At 65.0% G+C, this 25,080-nt stretch carries 28 protein-coding genes and 1 pseudogene; 14 read left to right on the plus strand and 15 right to left on the minus strand.

Annotated features, from left to right (window positions below; genetic code table 11):
- Positions 1–4: 4 nt before the first annotated feature.
- The 4 genes from AArcCO_RS08050 to AArcCO_RS08065 all read right to left on the minus strand — a co-directional run bounded on the left by AArcCO_RS08050 (position 5) and on the right by AArcCO_RS08065 (position 3,471).
- Positions 5–487 (minus strand): DUF456 domain-containing protein, encoded by a 483-nt coding sequence (locus AArcCO_RS08050; RefSeq protein ID WP_259536377.1) that lies wholly within the window; start codon positions 485–487, stop codon positions 5–7.
- Positions 484–2,778 (minus strand): tRNA(Met) cytidine acetyltransferase TmcA, encoded by a 2,295-nt coding sequence (tmcA, locus tag AArcCO_RS08055; protein WP_259536378.1) that lies wholly within the window; start codon positions 2,776–2,778, stop codon positions 484–486. The genes AArcCO_RS08050 and tmcA overlap by 4 nt, the downstream gene beginning before the upstream one ends.
- A 58-nt stretch (positions 2,779–2,836) precedes the next feature.
- On the minus strand, positions 2,837–3,037 hold the full coding sequence (locus tag AArcCO_RS08060; RefSeq protein ID WP_259536379.1) for a dodecin: 201 nt from the start codon (positions 3,035–3,037) through the stop codon (positions 2,837–2,839).
- Between the two features lie 92 nt (positions 3,038–3,129).
- A complete protein-coding gene (locus AArcCO_RS08065) occupies positions 3,130–3,471 on the minus strand; it encodes a DUF7116 family protein (RefSeq protein WP_259536380.1) in 342 nt (113 codons plus the stop codon).
- Positions 3,472–3,668: 197 nt separating this feature from the next.
- On the opposite strand from AArcCO_RS08065, the gene AArcCO_RS08070 reads away from it, so the two are divergent.
- Positions 3,669–4,070, plus strand: a complete 402-nt coding sequence (locus AArcCO_RS08070) for a universal stress protein (RefSeq protein WP_259536381.1) — start codon at positions 3,669–3,671, stop codon at positions 4,068–4,070.
- On the opposite strand, the gene AArcCO_RS08075 is transcribed toward AArcCO_RS08070, so the two are convergent.
- The 3 genes and pseudogenes from AArcCO_RS08075 to AArcCO_RS08085 form a co-directional block, all read right to left on the minus strand.
- The gene (locus AArcCO_RS08075) at positions 4,067–4,375 is read right to left on the minus strand and encodes a DUF8152 family protein (protein ID WP_259536382.1); all 309 of its coding nucleotides are present in this window, start codon (positions 4,373–4,375) and stop codon (positions 4,067–4,069) included. The genes AArcCO_RS08070 and AArcCO_RS08075 overlap by 4 nt on opposite strands.
- Positions 4,376–4,378: 3 nt before the next feature.
- Positions 4,379–5,530 (minus strand): DUF63 family protein, encoded by a 1,152-nt coding sequence (locus AArcCO_RS08080; RefSeq protein ID WP_259536383.1) that lies wholly within the window; start codon positions 5,528–5,530, stop codon positions 4,379–4,381.
- Positions 5,531–5,655: 125 nt separating this feature from the next.
- Positions 5,656–6,084, minus strand: a pseudogene (locus AArcCO_RS08085) (Lrp/AsnC family transcriptional regulator); the annotation flags it as partial.
- Positions 6,085–6,191: 107 nt separating this feature from the next.
- On the opposite strand from AArcCO_RS08085, the gene gatB reads away from it, so the two are divergent.
- Positions 6,192–7,679: an Asp-tRNA(Asn)/Glu-tRNA(Gln) amidotransferase subunit GatB gene (gatB, locus tag AArcCO_RS08090; protein ID WP_259536384.1), complete on the plus strand. Its 1,488-nt coding sequence runs from the start codon at positions 6,192–6,194 to the stop codon at positions 7,677–7,679.
- A gap of 3 nt (positions 7,680–7,682) precedes the next feature.
- Here the strand turns inward: gatB and gcvPB are convergent, their stop codons facing one another.
- The 4 genes from gcvPB to gcvT form a co-directional block, all read right to left on the minus strand.
- On the minus strand, positions 7,683–9,101 hold the full coding sequence (gene gcvPB / locus AArcCO_RS08095; protein ID WP_259536385.1) for an aminomethyl-transferring glycine dehydrogenase subunit GcvPB: 1,419 nt from the start codon (positions 9,099–9,101) through the stop codon (positions 7,683–7,685).
- Positions 9,098–10,426, minus strand: a complete 1,329-nt coding sequence (gcvPA, locus tag AArcCO_RS08100) for an aminomethyl-transferring glycine dehydrogenase subunit GcvPA (protein WP_259536386.1) — start codon at positions 10,424–10,426, stop codon at positions 9,098–9,100. Before gcvPA ends, gcvPB begins: the two co-directional genes overlap by 4 nt.
- Before the next feature lie 42 nt (positions 10,427–10,468).
- Positions 10,469–10,849 carry a glycine cleavage system protein GcvH gene (gene gcvH / locus AArcCO_RS08105; RefSeq protein WP_259536387.1) on the minus strand — a complete coding sequence of 127 codons (381 nt, stop codon included), beginning with the start codon at positions 10,847–10,849 and terminating at the stop codon, positions 10,469–10,471.
- Positions 10,850–11,002: 153 nt separating this feature from the next.
- The gene (gene gcvT / locus AArcCO_RS08110) at positions 11,003–12,127 is read right to left on the minus strand and encodes a glycine cleavage system aminomethyltransferase GcvT (protein WP_259536388.1); all 1,125 of its coding nucleotides are present in this window, start codon (positions 12,125–12,127) and stop codon (positions 11,003–11,005) included.
- A 189-nt stretch (positions 12,128–12,316) separates the two neighbouring features.
- Between gcvT and AArcCO_RS08115 the strand changes: the two genes are divergently transcribed.
- Positions 12,317–12,766: an NYN domain-containing protein gene (locus tag AArcCO_RS08115; protein WP_259536389.1), complete on the plus strand. Its 450-nt coding sequence runs from the start codon at positions 12,317–12,319 to the stop codon at positions 12,764–12,766.
- 147 nt (positions 12,767–12,913) lie between these two features.
- Complete coding sequence (locus AArcCO_RS08120) at positions 12,914–13,867, plus strand: transcription initiation factor IIB (protein ID WP_119819569.1); 954 nt, start codon at positions 12,914–12,916, stop codon at positions 13,865–13,867.
- A gap of 18 nt (positions 13,868–13,885) precedes the next feature.
- Here AArcCO_RS08120 and AArcCO_RS08125 read toward each other — a convergent pair whose 3' ends face one another.
- Positions 13,886–15,580, minus strand: coding sequence for a flippase activity-associated protein Agl23 (locus AArcCO_RS08125; protein ID WP_259532919.1), 1,695 nt, complete (start codon positions 15,578–15,580; stop codon positions 13,886–13,888).
- A gap of 133 nt (positions 15,581–15,713) precedes the next feature.
- Between AArcCO_RS08125 and AArcCO_RS08130 the strand changes: the two genes are divergently transcribed.
- The 5 genes from AArcCO_RS08130 to AArcCO_RS08150 all read left to right on the plus strand — a co-directional run bounded on the left by AArcCO_RS08130 (position 15,714) and on the right by AArcCO_RS08150 (position 20,436).
- A complete protein-coding gene (locus AArcCO_RS08130) occupies positions 15,714–16,145 on the plus strand; it encodes a universal stress protein (protein WP_259532920.1) in 432 nt (143 codons plus the stop codon).
- A gap of 79 nt (positions 16,146–16,224) precedes the next feature.
- The gene (locus AArcCO_RS08135) at positions 16,225–18,012 is read left to right on the plus strand and encodes a class I adenylate-forming enzyme family protein (RefSeq protein WP_321170488.1); all 1,788 of its coding nucleotides are present in this window, start codon (positions 16,225–16,227) and stop codon (positions 18,010–18,012) included.
- A 57-nt stretch (positions 18,013–18,069) separates the two neighbouring features.
- On the plus strand, positions 18,070–18,210 hold the full coding sequence (locus tag AArcCO_RS08140) for a hypothetical protein (RefSeq protein WP_259532921.1): 141 nt from the start codon (positions 18,070–18,072) through the stop codon (positions 18,208–18,210).
- A 25-nt stretch (positions 18,211–18,235) separates the two neighbouring features.
- A complete protein-coding gene (locus AArcCO_RS08145; RefSeq protein WP_259532922.1) occupies positions 18,236–18,859 on the plus strand; it encodes a cyclodeaminase/cyclohydrolase family protein in 624 nt (207 codons plus the stop codon).
- Positions 18,860–19,155: 296 nt separating this feature from the next.
- Positions 19,156–20,436, plus strand: a complete 1,281-nt coding sequence (locus AArcCO_RS08150) for an MFS transporter (RefSeq protein WP_259532923.1) — start codon at positions 19,156–19,158, stop codon at positions 20,434–20,436.
- Between the two features lie 8 nt (positions 20,437–20,444).
- Here AArcCO_RS08150 and AArcCO_RS08155 read toward each other — a convergent pair whose 3' ends face one another.
- On the minus strand, positions 20,445–20,702 hold the full coding sequence (locus AArcCO_RS08155) for a DUF2249 domain-containing protein (protein ID WP_259532924.1): 258 nt from the start codon (positions 20,700–20,702) through the stop codon (positions 20,445–20,447).
- 44 nt (positions 20,703–20,746) lie between these two features.
- On the opposite strand from AArcCO_RS08155, the gene AArcCO_RS08160 reads away from it, so the two are divergent.
- Both AArcCO_RS08160 and AArcCO_RS08165 read left to right on the plus strand, forming a co-directional pair.
- Positions 20,747–21,067, plus strand: a complete 321-nt coding sequence (locus AArcCO_RS08160) for a CGCGG family putative rSAM-modified RiPP protein (RefSeq protein WP_259532925.1) — start codon at positions 20,747–20,749, stop codon at positions 21,065–21,067.
- 11 nt (positions 21,068–21,078) lie between these two features.
- Positions 21,079–21,822, plus strand: coding sequence for a helix-turn-helix domain-containing protein (locus AArcCO_RS08165; RefSeq protein ID WP_259532926.1), 744 nt, complete (start codon positions 21,079–21,081; stop codon positions 21,820–21,822).
- Between the two features lie 8 nt (positions 21,823–21,830).
- Here the strand turns inward: AArcCO_RS08165 and AArcCO_RS08170 are convergent, their stop codons facing one another.
- Positions 21,831–22,940, minus strand: coding sequence for a TIGR04053 family radical SAM/SPASM domain-containing protein (locus tag AArcCO_RS08170; RefSeq protein WP_259532927.1), 1,110 nt, complete (start codon positions 22,938–22,940; stop codon positions 21,831–21,833).
- A 93-nt stretch (positions 22,941–23,033) separates the two neighbouring features.
- On the opposite strand from AArcCO_RS08170, the gene AArcCO_RS08175 reads away from it, so the two are divergent.
- The 3 genes from AArcCO_RS08175 to AArcCO_RS08185 all read left to right on the plus strand — a co-directional run bounded on the left by AArcCO_RS08175 (position 23,034) and on the right by AArcCO_RS08185 (position 24,142).
- Complete coding sequence (locus AArcCO_RS08175; protein WP_259532928.1) at positions 23,034–23,462, plus strand: MoaD/ThiS family protein; 429 nt, start codon at positions 23,034–23,036, stop codon at positions 23,460–23,462.
- A gap of 91 nt (positions 23,463–23,553) precedes the next feature.
- A complete protein-coding gene (locus AArcCO_RS08180; RefSeq protein WP_259532929.1) occupies positions 23,554–23,763 on the plus strand; it encodes a hypothetical protein in 210 nt (69 codons plus the stop codon).
- A 73-nt stretch (positions 23,764–23,836) separates the two neighbouring features.
- On the plus strand, positions 23,837–24,142 hold the full coding sequence (locus AArcCO_RS08185; RefSeq protein ID WP_259532930.1) for a DUF7111 family protein: 306 nt from the start codon (positions 23,837–23,839) through the stop codon (positions 24,140–24,142).
- A 32-nt stretch (positions 24,143–24,174) separates the two neighbouring features.
- Here the strand turns inward: AArcCO_RS08185 and AArcCO_RS08190 are convergent, their stop codons facing one another.
- Positions 24,175–25,032 (minus strand): 2Fe-2S iron-sulfur cluster-binding protein, encoded by an 858-nt coding sequence (locus AArcCO_RS08190; protein ID WP_259532931.1) that lies wholly within the window; start codon positions 25,030–25,032, stop codon positions 24,175–24,177.
- Positions 25,033–25,080: the final 48 nt, after the last annotated feature.

The raw sequence follows: 25,080 nt of genomic DNA on the forward strand, positions 1-25,080 counted from the left end.
ACACTCAAAACAGAACGACGAAGACGACGAACCCGACGAGCACCGACAGCGTGAGCAACAACTGTACGCCGGTGGAGGCGAGAATTCCGGCCAGCGTATACAGCGCGCGCCGGAACGCGATCTCCGGCGGGGCCTCCTCGAGCAACTCCGCGAGAAAGACCACCGCGACGATTCCGATCACGATCCCGACCGGTCCGGCGACGAAAAACAAAACGAGTCCGGCGAGCACGGCGGCGACCGTCGTTCGGTTCGACGCGCCGGTGGCCTTCGCCGCGATGGCGCCGCCGAACTGTTCGACGACAGTCGCGATCACGGCGACGACGACGAGACTGAACAAAACAAGCGGGCCGATCGGCTCGGTGCCAAACAGCCAGTAGACGAGCACCCCCGCAAGGGAGAACAGCCCCGAGGGGACAAGCGGGACGACGCTGCCGACCACTCCCGCGATCAACAGCACGAGCGCCACGAGGAGCGCGATCTCGATCATTCGTACCGGCTCCGTTCCTCGCGGGCGGCGTCTCCACCGAAGCGTTCGACGAGTGGTCGATACGCCCGTCCGAGCGCGCGCAAGCACTCCCCCCGGGAGTGGTAGCCCAGTTCGTCTGCGAGCGTTTCGGCCGGTGCCCCCTGGAGCACCTTCCGAACCAGCAGTCGCTTTTCGTCGGGGGTGAGGCTCCGGACGTCACCGTCCGTCGACTGTCCCTCGAGGTCGGGTTCCAGCAGTCCCGCCGTCGCGAGCTCCCGGAACGCCCCCGGCGCGGCGGTGTACATCCCCGGCCCGTAGGCGGCGCTCGCGATGACCCGCCAGTCCCGCTCGGAGAGACGCTCGGCGGCTGTCTCCGGATCCGCGGGGCAGGCACCGATCGCGAGTCGGGCGACCTCGGGGTCGAGATCCGCGAGCGCGTCCGAGAGGAGATCACGCATTCGATCCCGGAAGTAGCCGGCGTGACGAGCCGCAAGTTTCCGTCCGTCGGGCCCGGTCGGGGAAAGCATGAGCGCGGAGTACTCCCCACTCGAATCGTTCCTGGTGGTCGAGACGTGGACGGTACCGTAGCTGTTGTCCGCCCAGAAGCGGAGCAGTTCCGGCGTCGCACCGTAACCGACCCCGAGATACTCGATCCCGTTACGGGAGCCGAGCCGCTCGTGCAGTTCCGTTAGCAGCCTGGAGCCGAGTCCACGGGATCGCACGGCGTGGTGGGTCGCGATCCGGGCGATCCGGTAGCCCGTCGGGGCACTCGCCTCAGGATCGCGGAGCTGGCTCGTCAACACGTCCGGAAGCATGTTGCCCCGGATCCGTTCGCCCAGATAGGTCCGCTGCCGGGTCGCCTCATCGAGGCCGCCCTCCCGGGCGAGAAGCGCCACCGACGCCACGTGCCCGTCCGACAAAAGCGCGTGCACTGAGAGGTTCGGCGCGTCCAGCAGTCGCGCGAGGTCGTTCGGCTCCGTCCGGTAGTGGGCGGTCACGAGTAGCCCGAACGCCTCCCCGAGGAGGTGCTCGTCGGCGGCGAGCTCTCCGGGAGATAGCTCCCGATAGGCGCACGTTTCGGGGGTGGCGTCCGCCACGGCCGGCTCTACCGCCGGGCTCGCGTCGAGCAGCAGCGCCCGGAACACCCACGACTCGACGGGATCGCCGGGGGCGTACCGGATCGGCTCCGTCATCGCAAGCTCCGTGACCTGGAGGCCGGATTCGGCCAAGCGCTCGCGGAACCGCACGGAGAACCCCCGGCCAGATCCCTCGTAGCCGTGGACGGTGGTGCAGAATCCGACTGCGGGCGCCCCGAGCAGCCGTTCCAGCGTGCGGACCGGGAGTGCGGCCGCCTCGTCGACGAACACGACGTCCGGATCGCCGGGCAACGTGACCGCGTCGGCGGGAACCGCAAACCGGACGTCGCCCGCGGTGGCTCCCGGATCGTCTCCCAGTTCGTCGGTGACCGTCCGGGCCCGGGCGAACAGTTCGTCGGCGTGTTTCCTGGTGGGTGCCGTGACCAGGACGTCGCGGCCGTCGGACGCGAGCGCACCGGCGGCCAGCCCGGCTGCGCTGGATTTTCCCCGCCCGCGGTCGGCCTCCAGCACGACCGCGTTTCCGGGTTCGCGGAGTCGCTGGAACGCCGTGACTGCCCGTACCTGATCGCGGGTCAGACACCGGTCGTACACCGGGGTCGGAAACGTCGCTTCCGGAGGGGGCTCCGGCGACCGGCGTTTCGGTGCGTTCGGTGGATCGGTCGTTCCCTCGCGGACGATCCGAATCGCGTCGCCGCCACCCGCGTCGACGTCGACGATCCCGACTCCCGGATGCTCGCGCAGGGTAGCGACGAGCCGGGACCGGAACCGTCCACCGACGTCGTCGACCGCGAACGGGGGGACGGCCATCGATTCGTCGAACGCGTCCCTGCGACGGGACCAGTCTGCAAGCGGCGGGGTCAACAGGACGAACAGCCCGCCGCCGTCGACGACCCCCGCGACCTGTCCGAGCACGTTCGGGGTGAACCCTTCGTGACAGTCAAGCAGAACGATCGATCGAGTCCGTCCCAGCAGCTCGTCGGCGCGTTCCGGCGCGTAACGTTCGAAACGGTGCCCGGATCGCGAGGAGACGACGGTCACGGTCGCGTCATCGCCGTTGTCGGAGTTCTCCGTCCGACTGGCGCCAAGGACGGCGTCGATCGCGTCGAATGCGGCGTCGAATCCCGCCTCTCGGTCGCCTGCGATCACGAGGAGGCGTCGCTGGTTTGCCCGGGTTGCCTTCAGGTGCAGCCGGCGAGCGAGTGCGGTGACGCTCATGGGAAAGAGTACGGAAGAAAACGGGAAGGTCGTTGCGACTCGACACCGACGCAACCGGTCAGTCTTCCAGTTCGAACGCGACTTCGACTTCAGCCTGGTACTGCCTGTCCTCGACGCTGGCTATCTCGACGCCGAACTCTTTTACTTCTGCCCAGTAGACGTTGTCCAGCGTTGCCTTCGCCCGATCGATGGCGTCGTCCGCGGCGGCGTCGAAGCTTTCGTCGCTTTTCCCGATCAGCGTGATCTTCTTGTAAACCATGGCGATCGCTACTACTCGTGGAGAGATCTTAAAATGACGTGTTGTTTCTGCGAAAGGACAACCACCTCCCGCGGAACGATCGCCGAGGACCGTCAGGGGCTGTTCGGTGCCCCCTGCATCACCTCGAAGTCGCCCTCCCTGTCGACGCCGATGACGGCCCAGTCGTAGGGGGGCTTCAGGCCGAGCAGGAACTCCCGGAGGTCGGGGGCCGCGCGTTTCCACGTCACATAACACCGAAGCCGGGCGCCGTCCTCGCCGCCGTCCGTGAGTACGCGTTCCGGCTCTTTCGCGTCGTCGGCGTCGAGGGGAACCACGTGAACGCGGCGCCACTTTCGCTCGGCGACGAACGTCGTCTCCCCGCCGGAGATCGTGTAGCCGAGCGACCTGAACACCTCCCTGGCCTCCGTCGTCGGTGGCATGCTTGCAGGGGCCATCTATCGGGGGGTTTCGCCCACATTGTGTTAAAGGTTATCACGATTCAACGACGCCGACATGTCGAAACGAGATCACACTGGCCGAGCGACACCCACGCCGGCTTCGACGGTCGGAACCGTCGGTGGGGGCGACTCTATCGAACCGGTTTCGAGCGAAAGCGACACGCTCTTGCCCCGAGACGTACCCATCTCGAGCAATGACGCTCGTCGTGGTCCCTGTCAGATATCCGCTCTCTGAACACTCGAGAGTCACGCTGGAACACGCGATCGGCGTGGCCGACGAACACGACGCGACGTTGACTGTTCTCCACGTCAACCTGTTTCAGGAATCGCGGAAAGTGACCCGGACCGACCTCAAACGCGCCGTCCAACGGGAGTTCGGGCGGCTACCGAACGCGAGATACGTCGTCCGCGGGGGGTTCCTCCTCGAGGAGACGATCCTCGAGGAGGTCGCCGCCGAAGGGGCCGACATCGTGGTGATCGGGGCGAAACAGGCGGGCCGCTGGCGACGGATGTTCCGCAACCTCCTTTCGGATCCCGACATCGACGAGTACCTCCGCGAGCAGCTCGACGCGACCGTGGTTACTGTCGACTTTTAAGTACCGCCGTCGTCGTTCTCGAACTCGCCGAGCAACTCTGCGGTGAGCCGCCTCGCGGCGTCGACGTGTTCGTCGGCTTGCGGGTCTCCGGTTTCGTCCACTTGCTCGAGGAGCTCCCGAACCTTCGCCAGCCGCTTTCGCCGCACCTCCGGGGACGCCCCTCGCTCGACGAGATCACCGACGAGCGCTTCCGACTCGCCGATCCAGTTGCTCGCGTCCCGTTCGACCGGCAGCTCCAGAACGGCCTGGAGCCTCTGGTGGAGATCGTGCAGCTGATCCCGGGTGTCCGGATCAAAATCGGTCACGCGTTACACCCCGAACGTCGCCCGCAGCATGTCGCGCGTTCCGGGTCCGAGCCCGACCGCGAGCACCGCAACGAGCAGCAGGATCGAGAACCGCGGGGACTCCTCCATGACCTCCGGTTCGAAGATCCAGACGACGAACGTCGCCGCCGCGAGCTTGACAAACAGGAACGGCCACGCGTCGCCGGTGACTGCGACGATCGCCTCCGGAAGGAACCGGCCCGTGTACTCGACGATCGCGGCGTTTATGGGATGTTTCGGAACGAGGTTTGCTCCTGCTCCGAGTGTCGGCATCCAGTTGAGGCCGATCACGTTTGCGACGCCGTCGACTGCGTGTCCCCAGATGATCACGAACCCCATCCATCCGGTTCCGGCGTTGATCCCGGGCGCGAACCGTGCGATCAGCCGCCACGTCCCCCACGTCGCGGCCGTCGCGATGAAAAGCGTCACGACGAGCACCTGGACGTGGAACTCGGTGAACTCCGTCGTTACGGCAAGGTAGCCGAGATATCCGATGGTGAGTACCAGGACGACGCTTCCGAGTCCGAACAGCGCGTAGTCGTACCGGTCGACCATCCCGCGTTCGGCCGCCGAATACGCCGCGAGCACGCACGCGAGCGTGAGGAGAAACACCGTGACGTAGATGAACGGGCTGATTATTAGTGCGCTGTACGGGAATGCCACGAGCGGCTCCGCCCCTGCCCGGACGGCGGAGACACCGGCGTCCTCGACGGTGCGAAGCGCCCCCCCGAACAGCATGAACGGGAACAGCGCGTAAAAGAACCGCCGGTCGGTCCCGATGTCGAGTCGCTTGAGCAGCACGTAGACGCCAGCGAGCGCTATCAGGAGCACCGTGATGTAGCCGAGCGACGAGACCGGCGTGTATCCCGGGTAGGCGACGATCTGGCTCGCCGCGTCGGCCTCCGCGCAGGCCTGAGTGCCCTGGAGATACTCGACGGTCCCGCCCGACCGGGCTGTGCAGGTTGCGCCGTGCCCGTCGGCGGCGACCGGCCCCCAGAAGTACTGCCAGATAAACCGATCGTAGACGAGTCGCGGGAACAACAGATATCCGACGCCGAGCACCGCCACGATTCCGGCGACCGTGGCTGCCCAGGCCCCTTCCGGGTTCCGATAGAGGCGATCGGGAAGGCTACTCATATCCATCACACGGGCGAGGGATCGCTTCAGCGTTCCGATCCGCCGTCGGATCGAGTACCGCTACCGAACTCTCCGGCGGAGTCCTCCGTAGAGCGCTCACTCTCGGGAACAGCCACGCCGACCGCCTCGTAGTCGGTACCGAGGATGATCATCGTCTGAGAGCGTGCGAACCCGGCCATCTGTGCGACGTTGTCGAACATGATCTCACGGAGCTCGTCGATGTTCGGAGCGTGCACCCGCGTCATCACGTCGTACTCGCCGGTCGTGAGGTGGACCTCGGTGATGCCGTCTATCTCTCGCAGCCGCTCGAGGGCGTCCTCCTCTCTGCCCTGTTCGACTCTGAGGCCGACGAACGCCGACACGCCGTATCCCAGCGTTTTGGGATCGACTCGGGCGTGGTATCCCTCGATGACGCCCGCCTCCTCCAGTCGTCCGACGCGGTCGTGAACTGTCGCGCTGGACATGTCGATCCGGCGGGCAATCTCGCTGAATGGCGTCCGCGCGTCCTCCTGGAGGAGCCGCAATATGGCACGGTCCGTGTCATCGAGTTCCATGGTTCGTTCAGGGGCTCCGCGGCCTTTGAGGTTGCGAATGCGTCAACGTATCGCCGCGACGGTGTCGTCCCGTCACGTTTTACTCGCCCGGCCACGAACCCCGCCCAATGAGCGCGCAGGCCGCCGAGAAAGACCTCGCGGTCGTCATCGGCCTCGAGGTCCACGTCCAGCTGGAGACGGCAACGAAGATCTTCTGTGGCTGTTCTACGGACGCCGCCGACGGGGAGGAACCGAACAGTCGAACGTGTCCGACCTGCCTCGGGCTCCCCGGATCGCTCCCGGTGCTCAACGAGGCCGCAGTCGAAGCCGCCGTCAAGATCGCGAAGGCGCTCGACGCCGAGATTCCGGAACGGACCACGTTCCACCGCAAGAACTACTACTACCCCGACCTGCCGAAGAACTTCCAGCTCACCCAGTACGACGCCCCGATCTGTGCAAACGGCGAACTGGAGATTAGCGTCGAGGGGACTCGCCGGTCGATCGGGATCACGCGAGCACACCTCGAGGAGGACCCCGGCAGCCTCGACCACGTCGGCGGTGGGATCGACACCGCCGACTACACGCTCGTCGACTACAACCGGGCGGGGACGCCCCTCGTCGAAATCGTGACGGAGCCGGACTTCCGGTCGCCCGCCGAGACCAGAGCGTTTCTGGCGAAACTCGAGGAAGTGCTGGAGTACCTCGGCGTGTTCGATCCCGAACGGGACGGGAGCCTCCGGGTCGACGCCAACATCTCGATGGTTCCCGGCGACGCCGTCGACGACGGCGGTCGAATCGCCGAGGAAGCGCTCTCGACGGCCAACCGAACGGAGGTGAAGAATATCTCCAGTCACAAAGGGGCCGAGAAGGCGCTCGCCTACGAGGTGACCCGCCAGCGGAACGCCATCAGACGGGGACGGGAGATCGAACAGGAGACACGCCACTGGGACGAGTCACGCGGGATCACCGTCTCCATGCGGACCAAGGAGGCGGAGAAGGACTACCGCTACTTCCGTGAGGCCGACCTGCCGCCGCTTGCGGTCGCCGGCTGGCGCGACCGGATCCCGATCCCGGAGCTGCCGGACGCCCGCCGCGAACGGTTCCGCGAGGAGTACGGGCTCGACGCCGAATCCGCCTCGAAACTCACCTCGACCAAAGAGGTCGCCGACTTCTTCGAGGACGTCGCAGCAGAGTTCGACCCCGACCTCGCGGCCACCTGGGTGGCCGACAACCTGCTCGGGGAACTGCACTACCGCGACATGGAGATCACCGACGTGGCCGGCCGTCTCGATGAGTTCACCCGCCTGATCGAACTCGTCGACGGCGAGGAAGTGACGGTCAAGAACGCCGAGGAGATCGTCCTCCGGACGATGCTCGACGAGGGGCGCTCGCCCGACGAGATCGTCGACCGCGAGGGGCTCGGCAAGACGGGCGGCGAGGCGGTCGCCGCCGCCGTGACCGAAGCGATCGAGGAGAACCCGGAGGCGGTCGAGGACTACCTGGCCGGCGAGGGCGGCGCGATCAACTTCCTCGTCGGACAGGTGATGCAGAAAACGGGCGGCAGCGCCGATCCGGGGGACGTCAATCAGCTGTTGCGCGAACGACTGGACGACTGATCGTCACTCGTCGTTCAGCGTGTGCCACGAGAGAATCGGATTCCGTGCGGCCGACGCCTGGTCGATCCGGGCGGCGGTCGTTCGGTTGGGCGCCGACTCCAGCGTTTCGTCGGAGTCGCCGTACGCCCGGTTGAACGCCTCTGCGAGGTCCTCGACGGACTCTTTGCTCTCGATTTCGGTCGGCTCGGTGAGCATCGCCTCCGGAACCATCTCCGGCCACTTCGTCGTCGGCGGGTGGACCCCGTAATCCAGCATCCGCTTTGCGACGTCTGCGGCGTCGCGGTCGCCGGAGGTAGCCGCGAACTCGTGGTGGAACGGGCCGTACGGCACCTCCAGGTCGATCTGGGACGCGAGGTAGTTCGCGTTCAGCACGGCCTTCGCACTGGTGTCGACGAGCCCCTCGTTGCCGAGCCGGCTGATGTAGGCGTAGGTTTTGATCAACACCAGCCAGTTGCCCATGAAGCCGTGGACTTTTCCAATACTGTGGTCGGGCTCCTCGAGAACGTAGTTGCCCTCGCGCTCGCGAACTTGCGGTTCCGGGAGGAACTGCTCGAGTTCTTCGACGACGCCGACCGGGCCCGCGCCCGGACCGCCGCCGCCGTGGGGGGTGGCGAACGTCTTGTGCACGTTGTAGTGCATGATATCGAACCCCATGTCGCCGGGCCGGGCGCGTCCGAGCAGCGCGTTCAGGTTCGCGCCGTCGTAGTACAGTACGCCACCGGCGTCGTGGACGATCTCGGCGATTTCGACGATGTCGCGCTCGAACAGCCCAACCGTGTTCGGGTTCGTAAGCATGAGCGCGGCGGTGTCTTCCGACACCGCGGCCTCGAGCGCCTCGACGTCGACGCGACCCTCCTCGTTGGAGGGGAGTTCGACGACGTCGTAGCCTGCAAGCGCCGCGGTCGCGAAGTTCGTCCCGTGTGCCGAGGCGGGGATGATGACCTCGCTTTTGTCGTTGCCGTGGTGTTCGTGATACGCCTTCGCGATGAGGATCCCGGTGAACTCGCCGGCCGCGCCGGCCGGCGGCTGGAGCGTCACTGCGTCCATGCCGCCGATCTCGGCCAAATACTCCTGGAGACTGTGATACAGCTCCAGTGTCCCCTGGACGGATGCAGAGGATCGGTCGGGATGGACAGCCGCGTTCGGATCCGCCGCGAGGTCCTCGGTAAACCGCGGGTTGTACTTCATCGTACACGACCCCAGGGGATACGGCCCGGAGTCGATGCTCCAGTTCATCTGCGAGAGCCGGGTGTAGTGGCGCGCCACTTCCGGCTCGGACACTTCCGGCAGGGTCAGCGAATCGCGGGTCAACTCGCCGGGCAGCGGCGAGTCGTCCCCGATCTCGACGGTCGTTTCGTTTTTCTCAGACAGCAGCGGTTCGTGTTTGTCCTCGCGCGTGTAACGGGCCTGATCGTGTCTCATCGTGCCACCTCCTCGAACGCCGCGACGAGACCGTCCATGGCAGCCTCGTTCGTGTCGTCCACGCACACCTGCAACAGGTGATCGTCGACGACGTGGACCGCGTACCCATTGGATTCCAGGTCGCCTGCGATGGCAGCGGCCGGCTGGTCGGACCGGACGAGGAACTCCCGGAAGTGGTGCCGATCGTGGACCGGGGCCTGGAACCCGGAGAGCTCGTCGATTCGATCGGAGAGTTCGGCCGCGTTCTCGACAGCATCGGTCGCCAGATCGACGAGTCCGGTCGGTCCGAGCAGCGCGGCGTGCATTGCGGCCCGGAGCGCGACCCACGCCTGGTTGGTACAGATGTTCGAGGTCGCCCGCTCCTTGCGGATGTGCTGTTCCCGGGTCTGGAGTGTCAGCGTGTACGCCCGGTTGCCGGCGTCGTCGTCGCTCGCCCCGACGAGTCGCCCCGGGACCTGTCTGAGGTACTCTTCTTTCGTCGCAAACAGGCCGAGACCCATTCCGAAGCTCGTGGGCAGCCCCAGCGCGTCGGCCTCGCCAACCACGACATCGACACCCAGCGCTGCGGGCTGTTCGAGCAGCGCCATCGCGACCGGATCGGTGCCGTAGACGAACAGGGCGTCGTGTTCGTCGGCGAGATCGCCGACGGCGGACAGTTCCTCCTGGATAACGCCGCGGACAGTCGGGTTCTCGGCGTAAACGGCGACGACGTCCTCGCCGATCCGGTCTCGGATCGCGTCGACGTCGGCTGCGCCGTCGTCCATCGGGTACGTCTCGACGACGAGATCGGCACCGTCACAGTAGTTTTCCAGCACCGACTGCTTCCCGTCCCGGAGCTGTTCGGGAATCAGCACCGTATCCCCTGAGATCTGCCGGAGCCGGCTGGCGAGCGTTGCCGCCTCACCCAGCGCCGTCGCTCCGTCGTACATCGAGCAGTTGGCGATCTCGAGACCGGTGAGTTCGACGATCAACGACTGATACTCGAACAGTGCCTGCAGGAACCCCTGTGTGATCTCCGGCTGGTACTGTGTGTAACTCGTCAGGAATTCTGCCCGCAACGAGAGGTGATCCACGAGCGAGGGGACGTAATGCGAGTAGTGTCCCCGGCCCAGGAACTCCGTCAGATCGTCGTTGCGAGCAAACGTCCGGCGAACCTCGGACTTGACCGCGGGCTCTCCCCGTGCCTCGATGTCGAGGTCGCCATCGAAGGCCACCTCCTCGGGGATGTCGAACAGCTCCGACTCGTCGTCGACACCGACCGCCTCGAGCATCGCCGCCACGTCGGCGTCCGTGTGCGGTGCGAACGGCGTTCCACCTGTCGTCATCGCCTGCCCCCCCGTCGGAATGCTGGTTGGATCATGGCTCGATCACTCGATCTGTGCTTCGTACTCGTCTGCGCCGAGAAGATCGTCGAATTCTCCCTCGTCGCTCACTTCGATCTCGACGAGCCAGCCGTCCCCGTACGGGTCGTCGTTGACGAGTTCCGGCTGGTCGAAGACGGCGTCGTTTACGGCCGTCACTTCCCCCGAGACGGGGGCGTAAACGTCCGAGACCGCCTTGATGGATTCGACCACGCCGAACTCCCCGGCCTGCTCGACCGTGTCGCCGACGTCCGGCAGTTCCACGAAGACGATGTCGCCGAGTTCGTCCTGGGCGAAGTCGCTGATGCCGAACCGAACCGTGTCGCCGGTCGTCGTCCACTCGTGTGTGTCCCTGTACCGCAGGTCGTCGGGTATTTCGAAGCTCATCCCGGTTGAAATTCGGGGATCAGGTACTTATACGGCGTGGACTTCGTCCGGCCCGCCGGAGACGATAGATCCAAATCCCCGAACCACGAACGGCATGGGGTTCAGCAATCGGACGAACGGGGATCAGACGGACGGGGATCAGACGGACGGGGATCAGACGAACGGGGGCGTGACGACCTTCGCGCGCTTCTCGTCGCCGCGGACGACGACCGAGATCTGGTCTCCCTCCTCACAGTCAGTCGAGAGATATCCCAGCGCGATCGGTTCCGAAAGCGTCGGGCTCATAGTTCCCGACGTGAGGTGTCCGACCGGTTCGCCGTCGGCGCGGAGTTCGTAACCGCCGCGGGGGACGCCCCGGTCCAGCAGTTTGACGCCGGTGAACCGCTCCTCGATGCCTTCTTCCTTCTGCGCCTCGAGGGCGTCGCGACCGATGAATTCCGTGTCGAGTTTGACTGCAAAGCCGATGCCGGCTTCGTAGGGCGTGTGCGGTTCGTCTTCGGGGTGGAAGTCCTCGCCGGACAGGAGGAACCCCTTCTCGATCCGGAGGGTGTCGCGGGCGCCGAGGCCACACGGCTGACAGTCGAACGCCCCCCACACGTCGACTGCGGCGTCGGTCGGGCACATCACCTCGAACCCGGGCTCGCCGGTGTATCCGGTCTTGGCGATGAAGCAACGTGCCCCCGCGATAGTCCCGAAGCCGGCCTCGTTCCGGGAGAACTCCGAGACGGAGCTTGCCGGCGCCGACTCCTCGAGTTCGGTGACTGCGTCGGCGACGAGTCTCGGGGCGTCGGGACCCTGCACCGCGACCATTCCCCACGACTCGGTAGTGTTTTCGACCGTCGCATCCAGCGCCTCGTCGTCGCGATAGTCGACCCACCGGTCGTACATCTGTTCGTCGTGGCCGGCGTTCGGGATGAACAAAAACGACGTCTCGTCGTCCGCGGCGCCGGCGGCTTCGCCGTCCGGATACCGGTAGACGATCGTGTCGTCGATGATGACGCCGTCCGTTCGGGTGATCGCCGAGTACTGTGACTCTCCGGGGTCGAGGGCGGTCACGTCGTTGGTCGTCAGTCGCTGCATCAGCGTCGTCGCGTCGGGGCCCGACACCTCGATCTGTCCCATGTGTGAGACGTCGAAGATGCCGGCCTCCTCCCGAACGGCCGCGTGTTCGACCCGGATCGAGTCGAACTCGACGGGCATCTGCCACCCGCCGAAGTCGGTGAACTTCGCTCCTAGATCGTCGTGTGTTCCGTGCAGCGGCGTTTCGCGTGATGCCATACCGGATGTACGGCTGTCACTGGTAATTGTTCTTGCCATCCACTTTTTTGACGGGAGGCTCGCTGTGAGTCGAAACCGATGAAGGTAGCTTGTCAGCGGATCCTCGAACGCAATCGTCTCTCCAAGGCCGTTACGGCAACACGACACCGGGAACGCGGAGTATTTCCCCGCCGGCCCGGTACGGGGGATATGAACATCGTGGACAGGTTTCGAACCCCGTCGAAGCCCACCGGCGTCGCGCTGTTCGTCGACGGTCCCAACGTGCTCCGCGAGGAGTTCGACGTCGACCTGGACGACGTTCGAGCGGCAGCAGAAAACCGGGGACCGCTGGTCGCCACGCGGCTGTATCTCGACGAACACGCCACCCCCGGGCTGATCCAGGCGGCGGAGGCTCGCGGGTTCGAGGTGATCGTCACGAGCGGCGACGTCGACGTGAAACTCGCCGTCGACGCGACTGCCTTCGCGATCGAAGGACGCGCCGAAACCATCGCCATCGCCTCCAGGGACACCGACTTCAAACCGGTTCTGGAGGCGGCCAACCGCCACGGTTGCCGGACGTTCGCGATCGCGCCGGGAACTCACGGTCGATCGGACGCGCTTCGCAACGCCGCGACCGACAGCGTCACACTCGGCGAATAGCTCGGCTCCGGCGGCTGTCACCCCCGTATTAGGCCCCAAACTGACCTATCTATTCGGTCAGATATTGCTCCGAACCGGAGCAGCTAAATCGAGCAGTTCATTCCCCAGCAAGAATCTTTATATATGAACCCCACCACAAATCTTATAATGGAACGTCCGAACAGGCAGCGCCAACAGCAGCGAGAAGCCGAACAGGAATCGGACGAATCCGTCAATTGCCCGGAATGTGGCTCCGAGGAGGTCGTCGCGGACGCGGATCAGGGGGAACTCGTCTGCGACGACTGCGGGCTCGTCATCGACGAACGACAGATCGACCGCGGACCGGAATGGCGGGCGTTCAACCACTCAGAACGACAGTCCAAGTCGCGCGTCGGCGCCCCGATCACGGAGACGATGCACGACAAGGGGTTGACGACGACGATCGACTGGAAGGACAAAGACGCCTACGGGCGGTCGATCTCCTCGAAGAAGCGCTCCCAGATGCACCGGCTGCGAAAGTGGCAGGAACGCATCCGCACCAAGGACGCCGGCGAGCGCAACCTCCAGTTTGCCCTCTCGGAGATCGACCGCATGGCCTCCGCGCTCGGTGTACCGCGCTCGGTACGGGAAGTCGCCTCCGTCATCTACCGTCGCGCGCTCGATGAAGACCTCATCCGCGGCCGCTCCATCGAGGGCGTCGCCACCGCCGCCCTCTACGCCGCGTGTCGTCAGGAGGGCATTCCCCGATCGCTCGACGAGGTCGCAGAAGTTTCGCGGGTACCACAAAAGGAGATCGGCCGGACGTATCGATACATCTCCCAGGAACTCGGCCTCGAACTGAAGCCGGTCGATCCCAAGCAGTTCGTCCCCCGGTTTGCGTCGGCGCTGGAACTCTCCGAGGAGGTACAGGCGAAGGCGACCGAGATCATCGACGTCTCGGCCGAACAGGGCCTCCTCTCGGGGAAATCCCCCACCGGGTTCGCCGCCGCCGCCATCTACGCCGCCTCGCTTCTGTGCAACGAGAAGAAAACCCAGCGCGAAGTCGCCGACGTCGCCCAGGTCACCGAAGTCACCATCCGAAACCGCTACCAGGAACAGATCGAAGCGATGGGCTTCAGGTAGCGGTCGGGGGCGCCCCTGTTATCCGCGGAGGAAGACGACGACTTCCCTGTCTTCCAGTGCCGTCCGATAGCTCCGCTCCTGGTAGCCGTCGAGTCGCTCGGCCACTGCGTTCCGGTGCTCCGGTGTCGTCAACACGACCGCTGGCGGGTCATCGTCTGCGTCGTCGCCGACGTACTGGGCGAGTCCGTCGGGGGACGCAACGCTTTCCGACTGCGCACCTGCGCGTTCGAGATACCACGGCAGCGGGAGGCGTTCGCCGAACGTGGCGGCCTCTTCCTGCGACAGCGGCGGCGCGTCGAACGCACGCTCGTCGGCAACCGCGAACCGGTCGCCGACGTAGACGGCGTCTGGGCTACCGACCTCCGGACTCCCAACTCCGGGTTCTCCGTGGTTCGTCCCGCCGATCGCGTCGGCGATATCACCGACGAGGGGTTCGAGGTCGTCGGCGGGCTGGGCGAAGTGAGCGAATCGGTCGTGGTACTCGTCCCCAGCGCCAACTGTCGGATCAACCGGGGTCGCGTACGCGTCCGCCGCCAGCGCGACCGTCGGAACGGCGAGGGCGAGCAACACCAAAAGCACTGCAGCGAGGCGGGCGGCGTCGTCTGCCGCCAGCGCGGTCCTGGCCGACCGGTAAAGCAGGGCGATCCCGACCGCCGCCGGAATCGAAAGCACGACCGTGACGTGGACGAGCACCCAGGAGGCGAGCACCTCGTTTCCGAGCGAGAACACCAGAACACCGAACCCGGCAGCCAGCCCTGCCCAGCGGATCAAAAATCCAGATCTACCGTCACCCTCGTCGGCCCGAATCCCGTACCGCTGGGCGAAGAAGCCGATTGCGGCGGCGACGAGCACGGGAAACCCAAGGACCGTCAGGGACTCGCCGGCGAACGCCACCGCATCGAGGAACTGCGTTCCCTCCCGGCCGGCGACGTATACACCAGTTGCGGCGTCGAACGGCTCCACGAGTGCGGCCTCGAACAGCGCGAACGGGCCGAGATCACTGCCGCGCGGCACGTACGCGACGAACAGCGTCGCCGCAAACGCCAGAGCGCTCCCGGCGACTGGACCGAGCCAGCGATCCGCGAACGATCGAACCGCCGCGACTCGGCGTTCCGAAAGCGCTTCCGCGTCGCGCACGCGCCGGTGATCTACCGCAAAGACGAACGCGGCCGCGAACGCAGCGAGATAGCCCAGTGCCTGCATCGAGGCGGCGACGGCGAGTCCGGCGGCGACACCGGCCGCGTAGAGGAACCGCGCGTCGTCCGCGTCGACTGCGCGAACTGTCAGGCCGACTGCAATTAAGGCGAACGCGGCGACGGGGAGATCGCCGCGCAGAAACCGGCTGTAGTAGAGCAAAAGGGGCGCGAACCCGAGCACAACCGCGAGTGCGACGGTCTCGTCGTCCCGGAGCCGGCTTCGGAACAGCAACGCGGCAAGCGCCAGTCCACCTCCCAGGAGCGCCACCGCGGCGCGGGCGCTCGCGTCCGTCGCCGGCAGCACCGCAAACAGCGTCTCGTTGAGGTGATACAACAGCGGACCGCCGCCCACCGGTCGGTACGCGTAGCTCCCGGTGTCGGCGTACCGGAGCGTCCAGTAGCCGACGCGGGCCTCCTCCCAGTGGAACGGCCGCGCGCCCAGCCGGACGAACCGGGCGAGCATCCCGGCAACTGCCACGGCCGCGACGGCCGCGACGACGCGGTCGATCCGGCGCATAACCCTCCGTTTCACTCCGTCCCAAGAATGTTTTCGGGTTTCCGTCGGCGGCCCGGTCGGTCGACGTTCCGCCCGGTTGCCTCGCCGTCGCTTATATCATGGTTTTTAACGGAAGGGGTCGTAGCTTCACTCGATGTACGACCGAATCCTGATCCCGACGGACGGGAGCCCGGCGGCCGAGGCGGCGATCGAACACGCGATCGACATCGCGGAGAAGTACGACGCGACGGTTCACGCGCTGTTCGTCGTGGACGGTGCAGCCTACTCGACGCTCGAGGCGGGCGCCGAAATCGTGATGGAGGCGCTGGAATCCGAGGGAAAACGGGCGGTCGAACGCATCGCCGAAATCGCAGACGACGCCGGTCTCGACTGCGAAACGAGCGTCGTATCGGGGACGGCCTACCGATCCATCCGCGAGTACATCGACGATCACGACATCGATCTCGTGGTGATGGGGACACACGGCCGCCGGGGGATCGACAGGTATCTCCTGGGTTCGGTCACCGAGCGAGTCGTTCGGACGTCCGACGTGCCAGTGTTGACCGTTCGAAAGCCGGCCGAGTGAACGGATTCAGTAAAGATTCGGAAAGCGAGAGATCGAAAGCGACCGGAACACAGTAGTAGGAGGCTATGAATCGCCCACTATGCGCGATTGGCTGTCACACAGGGCGGCGGCGACGCCGGATCGCCAGGCGTTGATCCGCGCACGCGACGGCGAGACCTGGACGTACGCCGAACTCGACGAAGAGGTCGACGCCCTCGCCGGCCGGCTCGCCACGCTCGGCTTCAAGCCCGGAGATCACCTCGGCGTGGTTTTGCCGCCCCGCGTGACGTACGTCCGACTCGTCCACGCCGCCATGCGGCTCGGGCTCGTGTTGGTTCCGCTGGGTCACGACCTCACGGAACCCGAACTCGCCGATCGGGTGGGACGGGCCGACCTTACCGCGCTCGCCTGTGGGGAAGAGACGCTGGAGCGAGCGGTTGCCGCCGTCGATGGCACCGACGTTCCCCTCGTCACCGTCGATCCAACCGAGGGAGACGTCGCAACCGGAGATGCGTCCGACGGGAACCTCTCCGACGGGGACACGGGTGAAACTGTCACGGCCCTTTCTACCGTCCAGCCCGGCGAGGTGATCGTCGCCCCCTGGGAGCGCGTTGATCCGCTCCTCTTGCTTTTCACCTCCGGAACCACCGGGACGCCGAAACCGGTCGACGTCCGGATGGGGAACGTCCTCGCGAGTGCAGTCGCGTCCGCGTTCAGGCTGGGAACCGCTCCGGAGGATCGCTGGCTGGTCACGCTCTCGCTGCATCACACTGGCGGGATCGCACCCTTGTATCGAGCGACGCTGTACGGAACGACGATCGTTCTCCGTGAGGGGTTCGAGGCCGGCCCGGCCGCCGACGACATCGACCGGTACGACGTAACCGGCGTCTCGTTGGTTCCGACGATGCTCGAGCGGATGCTGGACGTCAGAGGGACGCTATCGGACTCGCTTCGAGTTGTACTTTTGGGCGGTGCGCCGGCCACGGCCGAGCTCGTCGAGCGGTGTCAGGGCTTTTCGATCCCGGTGTATCCCACCTACGGAATGACCGAGACCGCCTCCCAAGTCGCCACAGCCGCTCCCGACGAGGCGTTCGCCCACCGCGGAACCGTCGGCCGACCGTTGCTGTGGACCGACGTGGAGATCGTCGACGAAGACGGCGAGCCAGTTCACCCCGGCGAACACGGGGAGATTGTAGTCTCGGGTCCAACTGTCGTTCCCGGCTACTACGGACTGTCCGAGGAAACAGAGGACTCGTTCGGCGAGCAAGGATTCCACACCGGGGACGTCGGCTACGTCGACGACGACGGCAAACTGTACGTGACGAACCGGTTGGACGACAGGATCGTCACCGGCGGCGAGAACGTCGATCCAGGCGAGGTCGTCGACGTACTCCGGGGGCATCCCGACGTCGCGGACGCTGCAGTGGTGGGCGTCCCCGACGACACGTGGGGAGAGATCGTGGGTGCAGTGATCGTCCCCGACGTTCGCCCTGGTGACGTAACCGCGGATGTAACCGGCGACACCGCCCCGGAAGGGTCCGATCGAGAGACTGCACAAGAGCCGGTGGGCCGCGGGGAGTTGACCGCGTTCTGCGAGAACCGACTCGCCGACTTCAAACGTCCGCGGGTTATCGTCTTCGGTGATTCGCTTCCGCGAACCGTGTCTGGGACGGTCGATCGCGACGAGATTCAGGACCGGCTGGAAGCGAGACTCGAAGAACTGCGCGACGATCAGCTGGAAATCGACGAAGACGATTCGAATCCCGGGGAGGCGGAGACCGACCCGGAGGCGGAACGAAACGCGTCCGAACAGGAGTCCGAAGACGACGTGTTCCATTACGCCGAACCGTCCGACGTCGAGTTTCGGGAGTCAACTCGAGGGGAGTGAGTCACACGTCTCGCGGAGGCGATCCCTGTCAGCCACGATCGACGACGGCAGACAGGTGTGCATCCAGTCGTCCTGAACGACGAAAGCGATCTGCAAGACGTGTTCGAACGACTGGTCGAGGCTGTCGCGGACAGTATCGGCGCTACGAACATGCGGGCGATCGCCCAAAAAAAACGACGGGACGGAAGCCAACCGTAATGTCGAGTGAGGACAGTGTACGACTATGAACTACGCCGAGGAGCCGATCGGAGAATTCCTCGAGGCCGTAGCCTCCGAGCGCGTCGTTCCCGCGGGAGGAACAGCAGCCGCAATCGTCGGGGCGGCCGGGGCGGCGTTGTGTGAAATGACCTGCATCCATGCAGAACACGCACCCGTGGAGCGACCGACCGCTGAAACTGAACTGCTCGCGGAAGCGCGGGCGGAACTGCGACGATCACGCGTCCGCTTGCTCCAACTGGGGGACGCCGATGCCGAGGCCATCGAAGCGTTACGGTCGGTGGTTCGGGGAGCCGACACCGACAGCGAGGAGACGACCACAGAGGAACGCCGGGCAACCGGCGTACCGCTTACGATCGCGGAAGCGTGTCTCTCGGTCCTGGAGGCCGCCGAAGTCGCCGTCGAACTCGGTGCCGAGAATGCCACTCCTGACGCTGTCACGGGCGTATTACTCGCCGAAAGTGCACTCGAGTCGGCCTTATATATCGTCCGGCACAACACCGCGGACCTCGAGAACGATTCGTTCGCCGGGACGGTCAGGAATCGGGCGGCGGAAATCGATACGAAAGCCGACTATGCCGTCGAGTGTGCTCTGGCGGATATTGACGTGGCTATCCGGGAGAGAAGGTAGAGACCAGGGACGAGGAATCGACGACAATGCACCGAAGAGAGTTGGAGCAGGTGGACTGTTGACAACGGAACCCGAAAGTGTAGAACCGTCGGTGGGGATCGTCTGTGAAATGTCGATTGATAAATGACACCGGACGATTGCCTCAGGGGCGACCGATCGTTCGAGTACTCACGATCGGGTGTTTTCCAGTACTGACGGCTGTTCGGGACACGTAACTGGTAAGGAGAGATTTCTCGTCGACCCGTTCGTAACCTACTTTCCAGGTGCGATTGACGTATTCAGTGACCGTTACTCTCATGGAGCTTCTATCGGATCCGAAAAGGCGCCGCTGGCTTGGCTGGGGATCCCTGATCGGCGTCTTCCTGCTCGTCAACGTTCACCGTCTGTCGACGGCTGTTCTCTCCGAGGAACTGATCGCCGCGTTCGGTGTGACGGCGTCCCAGCTGGGCACGCTACACGCCTCCTTTTTCGTCATTTACGCGCTCGTCCAGATTCCCACGGGGATCCTTGCCGACCGATACGGCGCGCGGTTCGTCGGGACGGCGGGTGCGATCACCCTCAGCGCCGGTGCGGTCGGGTTCGCACTCAGTACCGGCTACCTCGCGGCGTTTCTCTCCCGTGCGCTGATCGGTCTCGGAAGCGGAGTAATTTTCATCTCCACGATCCGGTTCTGTGCGAACTGGTTCCGGGCAGGCGAATTTGCGACGATGACGGGGCTCACCGCCGGTATGGCGGGCCTCGGTGCGATCATCGCGACGACGCCGCTGGCGATGCTCATCGGGGCGCTCGGCTGGCGACCGACGATACTCGCGTTCGCAGCGGTCGGGTTCCTCGCTGGAGGGGGCGTCTGGGTGCTGGTTCGGCGCTCGCCCGCCGAAGCCGGTCTCGAGCCGATCGAGAACGTCCCCGAGGCGTCGTCCGTGACCCTCGCGGAGACGCTCGGGAATTTGCGACGGTTGCTGGCCGATCCCGACCAGTGGCTGCTCTCGATCGTCTTTTTCTCGGCGATGGGGACCATTCTGACGGTGATCGGCCTCTGGGGGGTGCCGTATCTGGTCGTGGTCCACGACCTCGACGTCACGACGGCCTCGTACTTCACGCTTATCGGGGCTGTCGGCATGCTCCTCGGCGGCCCAGTGGTCGGCTGGATATCCGACAGGCTGGGGCGTCGATTGCTCCCGATGATCGTCGGTCTCGGGCTGTTTACGGTCGCCCTCGCCGTGATTCCGGTCTCGGGTTCTCCCCCGTTGCCCGTCGTCGCACTCGCCTACTTCGTGATCGGTCTCGGCCTCGGATTCACTGCGCTTGCACTCCCCGTGATCAAAGAACTGTACCCGGCCGAGGCGAGCGGCGTCGCCACTGCGACCGTCAACGGGGCGGGATTCCTCGGCGCCGCTGTTTTGCCGCCGGTCATGGGCATCGCGCTCGATCAGTACCGGACGGGAGAGATCGTCGCGGGAGCGGTCGTTTATTCGGAGTTCGGCTATCGGATCGCGTTCGCGATCACCACGGTCGCCGTCGCGCTGTCGGTCTGTTGTGCGATCTGGTTCTCTCTGAGACAGCGCGACTCCGCATGAGGGATCCCTCAGGCGTGTTCGATCTCGATATGCCAGCAGTCGGGTTCCGGGTTGGTCGCCGTGTAGGTGAACCCGCGACGTTCGAGGACCTCGTACAGCGGTTCCGGTTCGAAGCTGTTGATCAGCAGCAGTGATTCGTCGCGATCCAGTCCCTCCAGCGCAGCCATGACGTCATCGCAGGGTTTACCCTCGATCTCCCGGACGTCGAGTTTGGGCATCACATCCGTCCGTTTGGTCCGGGTGGCCATCCGGATTAATGCGAACATGTTCGCCGCCACGGGCTCCCCGGTGCAGCCCCGAGGAAACAGTAATGAGTAGTGATTCGACATCCCCCGCACCCGGATCCAACGACCAGGTTCACGAGACGTCGTGGTCCGCAAACCTCGAAGGGCCCGAGCACGCCGACGACAGGGATCGCGTGCTCGCGGAGGCGATCGACGCCGTCGATCGTACCGCCCCCGGATGCCACGTGAACCTCGTCACGCACGCGAGCCACGGCCACCCGTCCGACTACCTCTTCGGTGTGCTCCACGAGCAGTTCGGGTCGAAAGACGGGATCGAAATCGACGTCGAATACGTGGATCAGTGTGGGTGTGGGGGATACGTCACGCGAGTACACCTGGAGGAGTAGGTTGAATACGGATGCCCGACCACAGCTCGCCCGTCGATGCACATTACCGGCTGGAGTCCCGACGGGAGGACATGACGCAGGCCAGACTGAACGTCACCCTCCCGCCGGGACCATGGATCGCAGAGATCTCCCGGCGACATCCCGAGGTGACGTTCCGCGTGCTCACCGCGATCCCAGCCGAGGGTCGGGGGATCGCGCTGGTTCAGATCCACGCGCCGGACCCGGACGCGATTCTCGCAGAGGTGACGGACCACGAGACGGTGATCGACTGCTCGACGCTCCAGCGGACCGAGGCGACGGCGACCATCCAGATCGAGACCGCCACGCCGGTCATTCTCCCGGCTGCCAAGCAGGCCGGGATCTCCGTCGAGATGCCCGTCGAGATCCGGGATGGAGTCGCCACGGTCGACGTCGCCGGCGCACACGAGAAGCTCTCGGCACTGGGCGAGCAGTTCGAGGCGATGGGGCTGGAGTTCGACGTCGAATACGTCCACGAGCGACGACACCCCGAACAGCTGTTGACATACAGACAACAGGAGGTGCTCCGAACTGCAGTCGAGATGGGATATTACGACACCCCGAGGAAGTGTACGCTGACGGAACTCGCCGAGGAACTGGCCATCGCCAAGTCAACCTGTAGCGACATTCTCCACCGGATCGAGGAGACGATCGTCAAACAGTTCCTGGAAGACTTGCCCCCGCTGATCGGCGGCGACGCGGAGACGACTGAATCAGCGAGAATACGCCGAGAGTAACGGATCGTTCAGATCGGCTTTTCAGTGATCGCGAACTGTTCGAGTGGCAGCGGGCCGTCGTACTCGTCGGGCACGTACGGACACAGCGGATCGCTTTCGAGCGGATCGCCACTGTAAGCGTACGCCCGTGACCGGCTGCCGCCACAGACGTGTTTGAACTCGCAGGCACCACACTTTCCTTTGAACTGGTCTTCCTCGCGCAGTCGCTCGAACAGCGGCGTGTCGCGGTAGATGTCGACGATGCTCTCCTCGCGAACGGAGCCGGCCGGTTCGGGGAGGAACCCGGAGGGATACACCTGCCCCAGGTGACTGACGAACGCAAAGCCGTCCCCCGCCCGGATCCCGACGCGCCGGCCGATGCCGTCGCGGTCGTCGCTTTCGGCGCTCCCGTCGCTGTTCCGCTGGATCGCGACCCGTCGATACTGGGGAGCTTCGGTGGTCTTCACGCCGAAAGAGCGTTCGTTCGCCTGATCCAGCAGCCACTCCATCACCCGATCGGCGCGCTCGGGATCGATCGGGTCCAGGATTCGTCCCCGACCGATGGGCACCAGGAAGAACACCGACCACAGCACTGTCCCCAACTCCTCTGCGAGGTCTGCAAGGGCAGGGAGTTCCTCGACGGTCTCCGCACAGACGGTGGTGTTGAGCTGGAGCGGAATGCCTGAATCGCGGGCGTGTCTCGCGGCTGTCATCGTGCTTTTAAAGCTCCCTTCCTCCCCGCGGAACTCGTCGTGGGCTGTCGCCGTCGTCCCGTCGAGGCTGACCGCGAGCCGCTTCAGTCCCGCGTCGGCGAGGTCGTCGATCACCGCCGGGGTGAGCGATTCGGTCCCGCTTGGGGTGAGTGTCATCCGGAGGCCCAGCTCCGTGCCGTACTCGACGAGGTCGACGAGGTCTTCGCGGGCGAGGGGATCGCCCCCGGAGAGCACGACGAGCTGCCCCTTCCCGAACTCCGCCGCGTCCTCGAGAAACGCTTCGGCCTCCGCGGTCGTGAGCTCGTCGGGATGCCGGTCCGGCTGGGCGTCCGCCCGGCAGTGTTTGCACTCGAGTTCACACGCCTGGGTCACCTCCCAGATGAGGACGAAGGGCTGCTGTTCCGTGTCGATAGCGTGTGGGTTCATTGGTTGTGTGGGCCAACGGACCGTATCCGAGTGAATGCCCGTACGAACATGTTCGCCCGATTTCTTTGGCCGTTAGAACTCCTATCGCGCACGATGACACCACAGCGTACGCAAAAAACTGGGGGTGACCAGGACACACAACCTGCAGCAGACGACCGCGCCGAGACGACCGTCGAGGTCCGGTGTACGGGTCACGTCCGCATGGAACTGGGAGACCACTCGTTCGAGTACACGTTCGAGGGGACGACCCTCCGGGAGTTCCTCGAGGAATTCTTCGCGGAGTATCCCGAAATCGAGTCGATGATCATCGCCTCGCGGGAGGAGGAGGCGACCGCCCGCGGCTGGGCACCGGTGGATGATCCGCCGGGAACCTGGCGAAAGAATCCCGAAGGGGAACAGACCGTCGCGTTCGCCAGGGTCATGGTCAACGGTCGGTTCAACGAGAACCTGGACGGGTTCGACACGCAGCTTTCCGATGGCGACCGGGTGGCGCTGGTGTATCCGTTTATGTTCTGTCTGTAAGAGGGCCGAGAGAGTTGACACCGGAACGTTCGTTCGGGCATCCAAAGCGACGGCGGCACGTTTTATTTCCCGGGGCAACGCAGACGAGGACATGGACGACTCGACTGCCATGCTGCTCGCGGCGATCGGCGGAGTAGTAACACTACTGACAGTACTTGCAGGACTGGTACAGCTCCCGAGTTCGCTTGTAGGACCGGGAGGAATCGCGACCGGAATAACACTCGTGATTACTGCCGGTGTTGCACTCCTCATCGTCGTTGCGGGTCGGCAGTGGGGTGGCCCGGAGACTGTTTACTGGTAACGATGCATCAGTCTGCCCGAAGGAACAGACAGTTTTCGACACCGTTAGGCATTCGGACCCCGGTCAATCGGATATGGCCGACGACGCCTCGACGGGCGACCGGACGGACGAAGCCGAACTGACGCGGGACGGAATCACCGCCCGGTACGTCACCAGAGACACGGAGAGAGTCTTGCAGTTCACAATTGACGACCGGACCGCCGTCGTCGCCCAGAACACTGACGGCTATGCGATGGTTCGCGTTCGGCGCCGCGTCGACGGTGACGAACTCGAACGCTACTACGGCTTCGAGATGGCGCTGGATCACGCCGCCGAACTCCTCGGCGTTTCCCCTCACCGGCTACCGATTCCAGAGCCGGCAGCCGACATGGGAATGTGACCTCCCTCATCGGGCGGTCGGTGGGCGCCCCGTCACAGATCGCCCGCTCTGTTCGACTCGAGTTCGAATTCGCCACGGGGTTGTGCGGTACACGGTAGCACGTAACCCTCACGCAGGGCGTCTTCGTCGAGTGGACCGTATCCGATCGACTCGTGTTCGACCAGTTCGGTCGCGTCCCCGTCGATTCGGGCGAGACAGACGCCACATCGCCCCACACGACACTGGTACGGCAGTTCGTCGAGCCCCACGTCTTCGGCAGCGGTGAGCAGATTTTGTCGTTCGCCGACCGGAATGATCCATCCTTCGTTGACGTACCTGATAGCGTGGCGTCTCCCGACGTCTCCAGGTTCGTCGTTCGGTTCCTCGCCGTTGTCCGGATCATCCGGCGCGAACTCCTCGAGCTCGTCCGGGGAAATACCGGTCGTCACAGAGAAGTCGCTGCGTGGCTGACTCGTGCAGGGCAGGAAATACCCCGCCTCGACGGCTGCCTCGGTCAGTCGGTCGTAGTTGTTAGTCGCCATGTGTACGGCCGAGGTGGCGTCGTCGTCCGCCCGCGAGAGACAGACGCCACAGAATCCGGCTCGACAGTCGGACGGCAGCGAGAGGTCCTGCTCTTCGGCCGCTCGTAATACTGTTTGGCTGCCCCTGATTTCGATCGTGGTCTCCTGTTCTGCAAACGAGACGTCGTACACCTCGTCGCCTCCGCGGATCTGGTGCTCCCCGGGCGCCCCGAGGAGGCCGGTACAGCCGGCCAGCGCGGCCGACCCGCCGGCTGCCAGTCCGGCGAGTATTCGCCGTCGTTTCGTGGGACATACACCCCGGTCGTCAGCCGAGGACGCGTCGCAATCCGCACACGTTGCGTCCGTGTTCGAGTCTTGTGAATCGGTCATGAGTCTTTTGAAGGATTTTGTGTGTTGGTTGTTGGCTTGGAGGGCTTT

It is taken from the genome of Halalkaliarchaeum sp. AArc-CO (assembly GCF_024972735.1).
In the GTDB taxonomy this organism is placed as follows: Archaea; Halobacteriota; Halobacteria; order Halobacteriales; family Haloferacaceae; genus Halalkaliarchaeum.

Coding starts and splice junctions, on each gene's coding strand:
- AArcCO_RS08050 (WP_259536377.1), bottom strand. CDS start 487: ATGATCGAGATCGCGCTCCTCGTGGCGCTCGTGCTGTTGATCGCGGGA.
- tmcA (WP_259536378.1), bottom strand. CDS start 2,778: ATGAGCGTCACCGCACTCGCTCGCCGGCTGCACCTGAAGGCAACCCGG.
- AArcCO_RS08060 (WP_259536379.1), bottom strand. CDS start 3,037: ATGGTTTACAAGAAGATCACGCTGATCGGGAAAAGCGACGAAAGCTTC.
- AArcCO_RS08065 (WP_259536380.1), bottom strand. CDS start 3,471: ATGGCCCCTGCAAGCATGCCACCGACGACGGAGGCCAGGGAGGTGTTC.
- AArcCO_RS08070 (WP_259536381.1), top strand. CDS start 3,669: ATGACGCTCGTCGTGGTCCCTGTCAGATATCCGCTCTCTGAACACTCG.
- AArcCO_RS08080 (WP_259536383.1), bottom strand. CDS start 5,530: ATGAGTAGCCTTCCCGATCGCCTCTATCGGAACCCGGAAGGGGCCTGG.
- gatB (WP_259536384.1), top strand. CDS start 6,192: ATGAGCGCGCAGGCCGCCGAGAAAGACCTCGCGGTCGTCATCGGCCTC.
- gcvPB (WP_259536385.1), bottom strand. CDS start 9,101: ATGAGACACGATCAGGCCCGTTACACGCGCGAGGACAAACACGAACCG.
- gcvPA (WP_259536386.1), bottom strand. CDS start 10,426: ATGACGACAGGTGGAACGCCGTTCGCACCGCACACGGACGCCGACGTG.
- gcvH (WP_259536387.1), bottom strand. CDS start 10,849: ATGAGCTTCGAAATACCCGACGACCTGCGGTACAGGGACACACACGAG.
- gcvT (WP_259536388.1), bottom strand. CDS start 12,127: ATGGCATCACGCGAAACGCCGCTGCACGGAACACACGACGATCTAGGA.
- AArcCO_RS08115 (WP_259536389.1), top strand. CDS start 12,317: ATGAACATCGTGGACAGGTTTCGAACCCCGTCGAAGCCCACCGGCGTC.
- AArcCO_RS08120 (WP_119819569.1), top strand. CDS start 12,914: ATGGAACGTCCGAACAGGCAGCGCCAACAGCAGCGAGAAGCCGAACAG.
- AArcCO_RS08125 (WP_259532919.1), bottom strand. CDS start 15,580: ATGCGCCGGATCGACCGCGTCGTCGCGGCCGTCGCGGCCGTGGCAGTT.
- AArcCO_RS08130 (WP_259532920.1), top strand. CDS start 15,714: ATGTACGACCGAATCCTGATCCCGACGGACGGGAGCCCGGCGGCCGAG.
- AArcCO_RS08135 (WP_321170488.1), top strand. CDS start 16,225: ATGCGCGATTGGCTGTCACACAGGGCGGCGGCGACGCCGGATCGCCAG.
- AArcCO_RS08145 (WP_259532922.1), top strand. CDS start 18,236: ATGAACTACGCCGAGGAGCCGATCGGAGAATTCCTCGAGGCCGTAGCC.
- AArcCO_RS08150 (WP_259532923.1), top strand. CDS start 19,156: ATGGAGCTTCTATCGGATCCGAAAAGGCGCCGCTGGCTTGGCTGGGGA.
- AArcCO_RS08155 (WP_259532924.1), bottom strand. CDS start 20,702: ATGTTCGCATTAATCCGGATGGCCACCCGGACCAAACGGACGGATGTG.
- AArcCO_RS08160 (WP_259532925.1), top strand. CDS start 20,747: ATGAGTAGTGATTCGACATCCCCCGCACCCGGATCCAACGACCAGGTT.
- AArcCO_RS08165 (WP_259532926.1), top strand. CDS start 21,079: ATGCCCGACCACAGCTCGCCCGTCGATGCACATTACCGGCTGGAGTCC.
- AArcCO_RS08170 (WP_259532927.1), bottom strand. CDS start 22,940: ATGAACCCACACGCTATCGACACGGAACAGCAGCCCTTCGTCCTCATC.
- AArcCO_RS08175 (WP_259532928.1), top strand. CDS start 23,034: ATGACACCACAGCGTACGCAAAAAACTGGGGGTGACCAGGACACACAA.
- AArcCO_RS08180 (WP_259532929.1), top strand. CDS start 23,554: ATGGACGACTCGACTGCCATGCTGCTCGCGGCGATCGGCGGAGTAGTA.
- AArcCO_RS08185 (WP_259532930.1), top strand. CDS start 23,837: ATGGCCGACGACGCCTCGACGGGCGACCGGACGGACGAAGCCGAACTG.
- AArcCO_RS08190 (WP_259532931.1), bottom strand. CDS start 25,032: ATGACCGATTCACAAGACTCGAACACGGACGCAACGTGTGCGGATTGC.